The sequence below is a fragment of the Bacillus cereus group sp. BfR-BA-01492 genome (assembly GCF_022662815.1).
Taxonomy (GTDB): domain Bacteria; phylum Bacillota; class Bacilli; order Bacillales; family Bacillaceae_G; genus Bacillus_A; species Bacillus_A cereus_BD.
The window spans coordinates 1-4,887 of the sequence record NZ_JAKUEH010000036.1; the positions used below are offsets into that span (position 1 = coordinate 1).

The window sequence follows — 4,887 nt, forward strand, 5'->3', positions numbered from 1 at the left end:
GGTCACACCCGTTCCCATACCGAACACGGAAGTTAAGCTCTCTAGCGCCGATGGTAGTTGGGGCCTTGCCCCTGTGAGAGTAGGACGTCGCCAAGCAAAAACCTAAGTCAAGCTGACTTAGGTTTTTTTGTAGTTATAGGTTAAATTTTTATTTTTTACATCGATAAGCTCAAAGCGTTCACAAACGAGCAATATGTCTTCGGAAAATTTGCGACCAATCTTCATCAACTCATTTGTAAAGAATTCTATATGGGTATTTTTCCAATACTCATATGTGCGGTCCCCTTCTCCTTCTGCAATCGCGAATTCTTCACTCACTTCATTCATTGGTGTTAAAGTAACTTCTATTGTTTTAATAATAGCTACAGGTTCGTCTTTGCTGTTCAATATGATGCTATAATCATTTACTGCTGGAAGTGCTTCACTTTCTAATTCATAAAATATATGAGCGGAGCACGTTGCGGTTTTTACACCATTTATTACTAACTGAGCAAGATCATCGGGAGAGGCTCCGAATTGCCAAGCACTGACTGATTTGGGTTTTTCACGTTTTCCCCAATATGTATCCCAGTATGTTTGTGCAAACGTATTCATAATTCATCACCTTGATTTCTGATTTTTAAGACTATTTTTACATATCAAATGTTATTTGAAAAGTTTTATATGTATAACAACTAAAAATCGATATCTTTTTTAGATATCGATTTTACAAAGTATGTTGTTTGTCCTTATAACAATATAAAAATTGTGAATAGAGTAGCTAATAAAATACGATAGTAGGCAAAAGGCTGCAAAGTCTAATAAGTGTCTGACTAGTATAAGATGATCAGTAGAAGAGATGGGTAAAACTTCAGCTAATCCTTCTATAATACCAAGTATGAAGGCAATCATTGTATCGCTCATAAGTTTCTTCCTACTTGTTTATACAGATATAAAGTGCATTTCATCATCTGTATACTTCAATGAATATCAATCTTTTTAAAATAGAATATTGTTGCTATAAAGCCGATAAGTGATGTAGTAATAATGTTGATATAGGAATATTCAGGAGGATATGTTGGTTGCAAATCATTGTTTACTATATCTAGTGCGGCTGTCCAAGGAAATAAATCTTTATGTTCTGAACTTGCAGTTAGAACATTTATCAATGCTATAACAATTGTTAATATAATAGGTGGAACGTATGTTTTCATTATAAAGGTTACCAATACAATAGGAGACGATAAGATAAAAAGAAATCCACCACTTATTAAAAATTTCACTAAAAATTGAAATAGTAATATGCTGTTTAATCCAGGAAACCCTCCTAATAGTCCTAATAGCAAAGTGAGTCCCCATGCAATGATGGTCAGTATCATAATCCAAAGAAATAAAAGGATGAATTTACTCATAATAAAATGAAAACGTGATACTGGAATCGTTAATAAATTTTTTAATGTATTTTCTGTGTATTCACGATTAAAGAGATAAGCAGTAACGACTCCATATAGAAGAACGCCCATAAATAAAGCTGTATACATATTCACATTAAGAAAAAGGACATCGAAATTTGCAGGTGGAGCGGATGGCTTACTTTGTTTCTCTATATAAAAAGCTAAAACAATCATAAATGGTGCTACAGCTGCTCCGATCATACTAATTAAGAACATATTAGAACGTTTCAATTTTAATAACTCTGTATATAGGAGATTAACCAATTGTTCCACCTCCGACTAATTTGGTGAAATAATCTTCTAATCGGTCTTCGCTCATCATAATTTTTAATACTTCAATGTCATTTTGAACAAACATTTTATTGATTTGACCTTGTTGTCCAAAATGAGAATAAACGCGAATATTTCCTTCATCATGTACTTCATAATCAAAAATATGAAATTGTTTTTCTAAAAGCATCGATGCTTTATTATCATCATCTACTTGGAATTCTAAGTATTTGCGATTCAGTTTTCGTAATGCATCTAAAGATGTCTCTTCTAATAATTTCCCTTTGTGGATAACTCCCATATGGTCAACTAACTGTTCGACTTCAGATAAAATATGGCTAGAAATGAATATCGTTATATTTCTTTCTTGTGCTAATGATTTAATGAGCTTCCGCATTTCTTTAATTCCAATTGGATCTAAACCGTTTGTAGGTTCATCTAGTATTAAAAGTTCTGGATAATGGAGAAGTGCTCTTGCAATTCCTAAGCGTTGTTTCATTCCTAACGAGTATTTTCCAACCAGTTTTTTCGTTTCATACTGCAGACCGACAATTTCTAATGCCTCTTCAATCGCATTTTTTTTATGAACTCCGATAATCTTTGCATTAATTAATAAATTTTCTTTTGCAGTTAAGTTTTCATAGAAACCTGGAACTTCAACAATTGAACCAATTCGTCTTAAAATATCTTTTTGGTTTTTGGCGAAATCCTCTCCGAATATTTCGATTTTTCCGCTTGTAGGTTTTATAAGGCCTAGTAGCATTCGAATCGTCGTTGTTTTACCTGCGCCATTTCGGCCGATAAATCCGTAAATCTCTCCTTTATTTACATTTATATTGAGATGATCTACAGATCTCTGTTTTCCATAAACTTTTGTTAAGTTTGTTGTTTTAATAATTGTCTGTATGGTGAACACCCACTTTCTATAATCTTTTACATACATAATAAAAAGAAGGGTTTAACTGCTACTTAATCATTTCTTAACTATTTCTTAAAAGAATTCTGCTTTGGAATGGAAAAGCCAAAAGTGGTTCTTTCCCATGGAATACTCTCTACCCATATACGACCTCCGTGCTTTTCAACAAGTGCTTTTGCGATAGCAAGTCCTAAGCCGCTACTACGAGACGAAAGGTTCCGAGATTGATCAATTCGGTACATTCTCTCAAAGACATGTTCCAAATCTTGATGAGGAATACCAGGTCCTTTATCCCAAACGAGGAAATGGTATTCATTGTGATGTTCTAATAGTTTGACTCCTAATGTTGCTCCTTGTTTTCCGTAATGTATAGCATTTTTTATAAGGTTGTTCATTACGCGTATGATGTGAAAAGAATCCCCTGTAATCAAACAAGGCTTTTCTGGAATATCCACTTTTAACTCAATATGATATTTGGATAGCTCGGGCAAAAATTCAATGAGTGTTTCTCGTGTAATCTCTGAAAAATCTAGCTGTTCTTCTTTAAAAGGAAGTTCATCTGCATCAATTTTTGCCATATGAAATATTTCATCAACCAATTGTTTTAAACTATTTGATTTGTTTGAGAGTATTTCAAGGTACGCTAATTCTTCTTCTTTAGAAGTGGCTATACCATCTTTTAAGGCATCAATATATCCGATAATAGAAGTAAGAGGTGTTCGTATATCGTGTGAAATACTCGATAGAAGTTGTTTTCTAACTTTTTGAGATTTTTTTGCCTCAATTTGTACTTTTTCTAATTCGGCTATTAATTCATTAATATGAAAGATTACATCATCTAACGAACGATCATTATTCGTATATAGCCTTGTTTGGAAATTACCGAGAATCACACGTTCTAGTTTTGTGACGATGGACTTTCTAGTTTCTATAAAGTAAAGTCTTGTGAAAAAAAGACGGATTGTGATAAGGATAAGAAGTATAAAGAAAATGAATTGTAATGTATGAGTCATATTGATAAATTGTATCCCAGTAATGATAGTGAACTGAAATAGAATCAGGTAGAGAATTTTATCGTTCTTCACACTTTTCACCTACAAACTTATAGCCAATGCCCCATACTGTTTGGATGAATTTAGGATTTGAAGGATCAGCTTCTATTTTCTTTCTAAGTTTCCGAATATGTACCATAACCGTGTTATCATCTTCTATATAATTGCTATCCCAAACATTGCGGAAGAGCTGTGTTTTTGTGAACACTTGTTCAGGATTTGATGCGAAAAACTTTAGAAGTTCTAATTCTTTTCCTGTTAAAGAGATTTCTTTGTCATCTACGGTAACGATGTACTTGTTACTATCAATTGTTAGCCCTTTGAAGGTTAGGATTGTTTTTTCTTGTGTATTAGCGTTACTTCCTAATACTAAAAAACGTCTCATAAGCGCTTTAATTCTGGCGATTACTTCATTAACGCTAAAAGGTTTTGTAATGTAATCGTCAGCACCTATACTTAACCCTACAATTTTATCTACCTCTTGATCTTTCGCTGTCAGCATTAATATAGGAATGTTGGTATTATTTCTAAGTCTTCTACATACTTCGATACCATCAATTTTAGGCATCATTAAATCTAGTATGACAAGGTTATAGGTATTATGAGTAAATAACTTGAGAGCTTCTTCGCCATCTATAGCGGTATCTACTGTATATAATTCTCGTTCTAAATATTTCTTTAATAAATCACGTATTTCTTTTTCATCATCTGCTATAAGTACACGAACTTCTTTCATATTTTCACCTGCTTTTCATGTCATTTTGTTAGTAGTTTCATTTGTGTATGTATGATAACTTTGGTAATAAAAAATGTAATCGCTATCTCATTATATACTATAAATTGTTAAAATAAGGTTGTTATTGCGGTATTGAATAGAAAATGTAATGGATGAGCAATCTATCGACAAGTTATAGAGAGGGAAAAGAGGAATATTTATAATTCGGTAGAAAGAATAAATATCTTTAAAAAAACTATTGACTATTAATGAATAGAGGTGTAATATTATACGAGTCGCTGAGAGAAACAACGCAAAACGCGACAAACGAGATGAAAAACTTAGTTGACATTGAAATATAAAAGTGTTAACATAAGGAAGTCGCAAATAAAGCGACAAACGAGTTCTCTGAAAACTGAACGAAACAAACAACGTGAAACGTCAATTTTTATTTATGATGCTAGACAAACTTTATTGGAGAGTTTGATCCTGGCTCAGGAT

At 32.7% G+C, this 4,887-nt stretch carries 6 protein-coding genes and 1 rRNA gene; 1 reads left to right on the plus strand and 6 read right to left on the minus strand.

The window, feature by feature from the left end; genetic code table 11:
* Positions 1-96, plus strand: a 5S ribosomal RNA gene (gene rrf / locus MR063_RS21270); the annotation flags it as partial.
* Between the two features lie 21 nt (positions 97-117).
* On the opposite strand, the gene MR063_RS21275 is transcribed toward rrf, so the two are convergent.
* From MR063_RS21275 to MR063_RS21300, 6 genes are all read right to left on the minus strand, one after another.
* Positions 118-594 (minus strand): ASCH domain-containing protein, encoded by a 477-nt coding sequence (locus MR063_RS21275; protein WP_242201297.1) that lies wholly within the window; start codon positions 592-594, stop codon positions 118-120.
* Between the two features lie 99 nt (positions 595-693).
* Positions 694-903 (minus strand): undecaprenyl-diphosphate phosphatase, encoded by a 210-nt coding sequence (locus MR063_RS21900; RefSeq protein ID WP_277927973.1) that lies wholly within the window; start codon positions 901-903, stop codon positions 694-696.
* 56 nt (positions 904-959) lie between these two features.
* Positions 960-1,697 (minus strand): ABC transporter permease, encoded by a 738-nt coding sequence (locus tag MR063_RS21285; protein WP_242201299.1) that lies wholly within the window; start codon positions 1,695-1,697, stop codon positions 960-962.
* Entirely contained in the window at positions 1,690-2,619 is a 930-nt protein-coding gene (locus MR063_RS21290; RefSeq protein WP_242201304.1) for an ABC transporter ATP-binding protein, read from the minus strand. The genes MR063_RS21285 and MR063_RS21290 overlap by 8 nt, the downstream gene beginning before the upstream one ends.
* Positions 2,620-2,687: 68 nt before the next feature.
* A complete protein-coding gene (locus MR063_RS21295) occupies positions 2,688-3,704 on the minus strand; it encodes a sensor histidine kinase (protein ID WP_242201300.1) in 1,017 nt (338 codons plus the stop codon).
* On the minus strand, positions 3,691-4,407 hold the full coding sequence (locus tag MR063_RS21300; protein ID WP_242201301.1) for a response regulator transcription factor: 717 nt from the start codon (positions 4,405-4,407) through the stop codon (positions 3,691-3,693). The genes MR063_RS21295 and MR063_RS21300 overlap by 14 nt, the downstream gene beginning before the upstream one ends.
* Positions 4,408-4,887: the final 480 nt, after the last annotated feature.

Bases quoted from the DNA above. Each gene is read 5' to 3' on its own strand.
- MR063_RS21275 (WP_242201297.1), bottom strand. From the start codon at position 594: ATGAATACGTTTGCACAAACATACTGGGATACATATTGGGGAAAACGT.
- MR063_RS21900 (WP_277927973.1), bottom strand. From the start codon at position 903: ATGAGCGATACAATGATTGCCTTCATACTTGGTATTATAGAAGGATTA.
- MR063_RS21300 (WP_242201301.1), bottom strand. From the start codon at position 4,407: ATGAAAGAAGTTCGTGTACTTATAGCAGATGATGAAAAAGAAATACGT.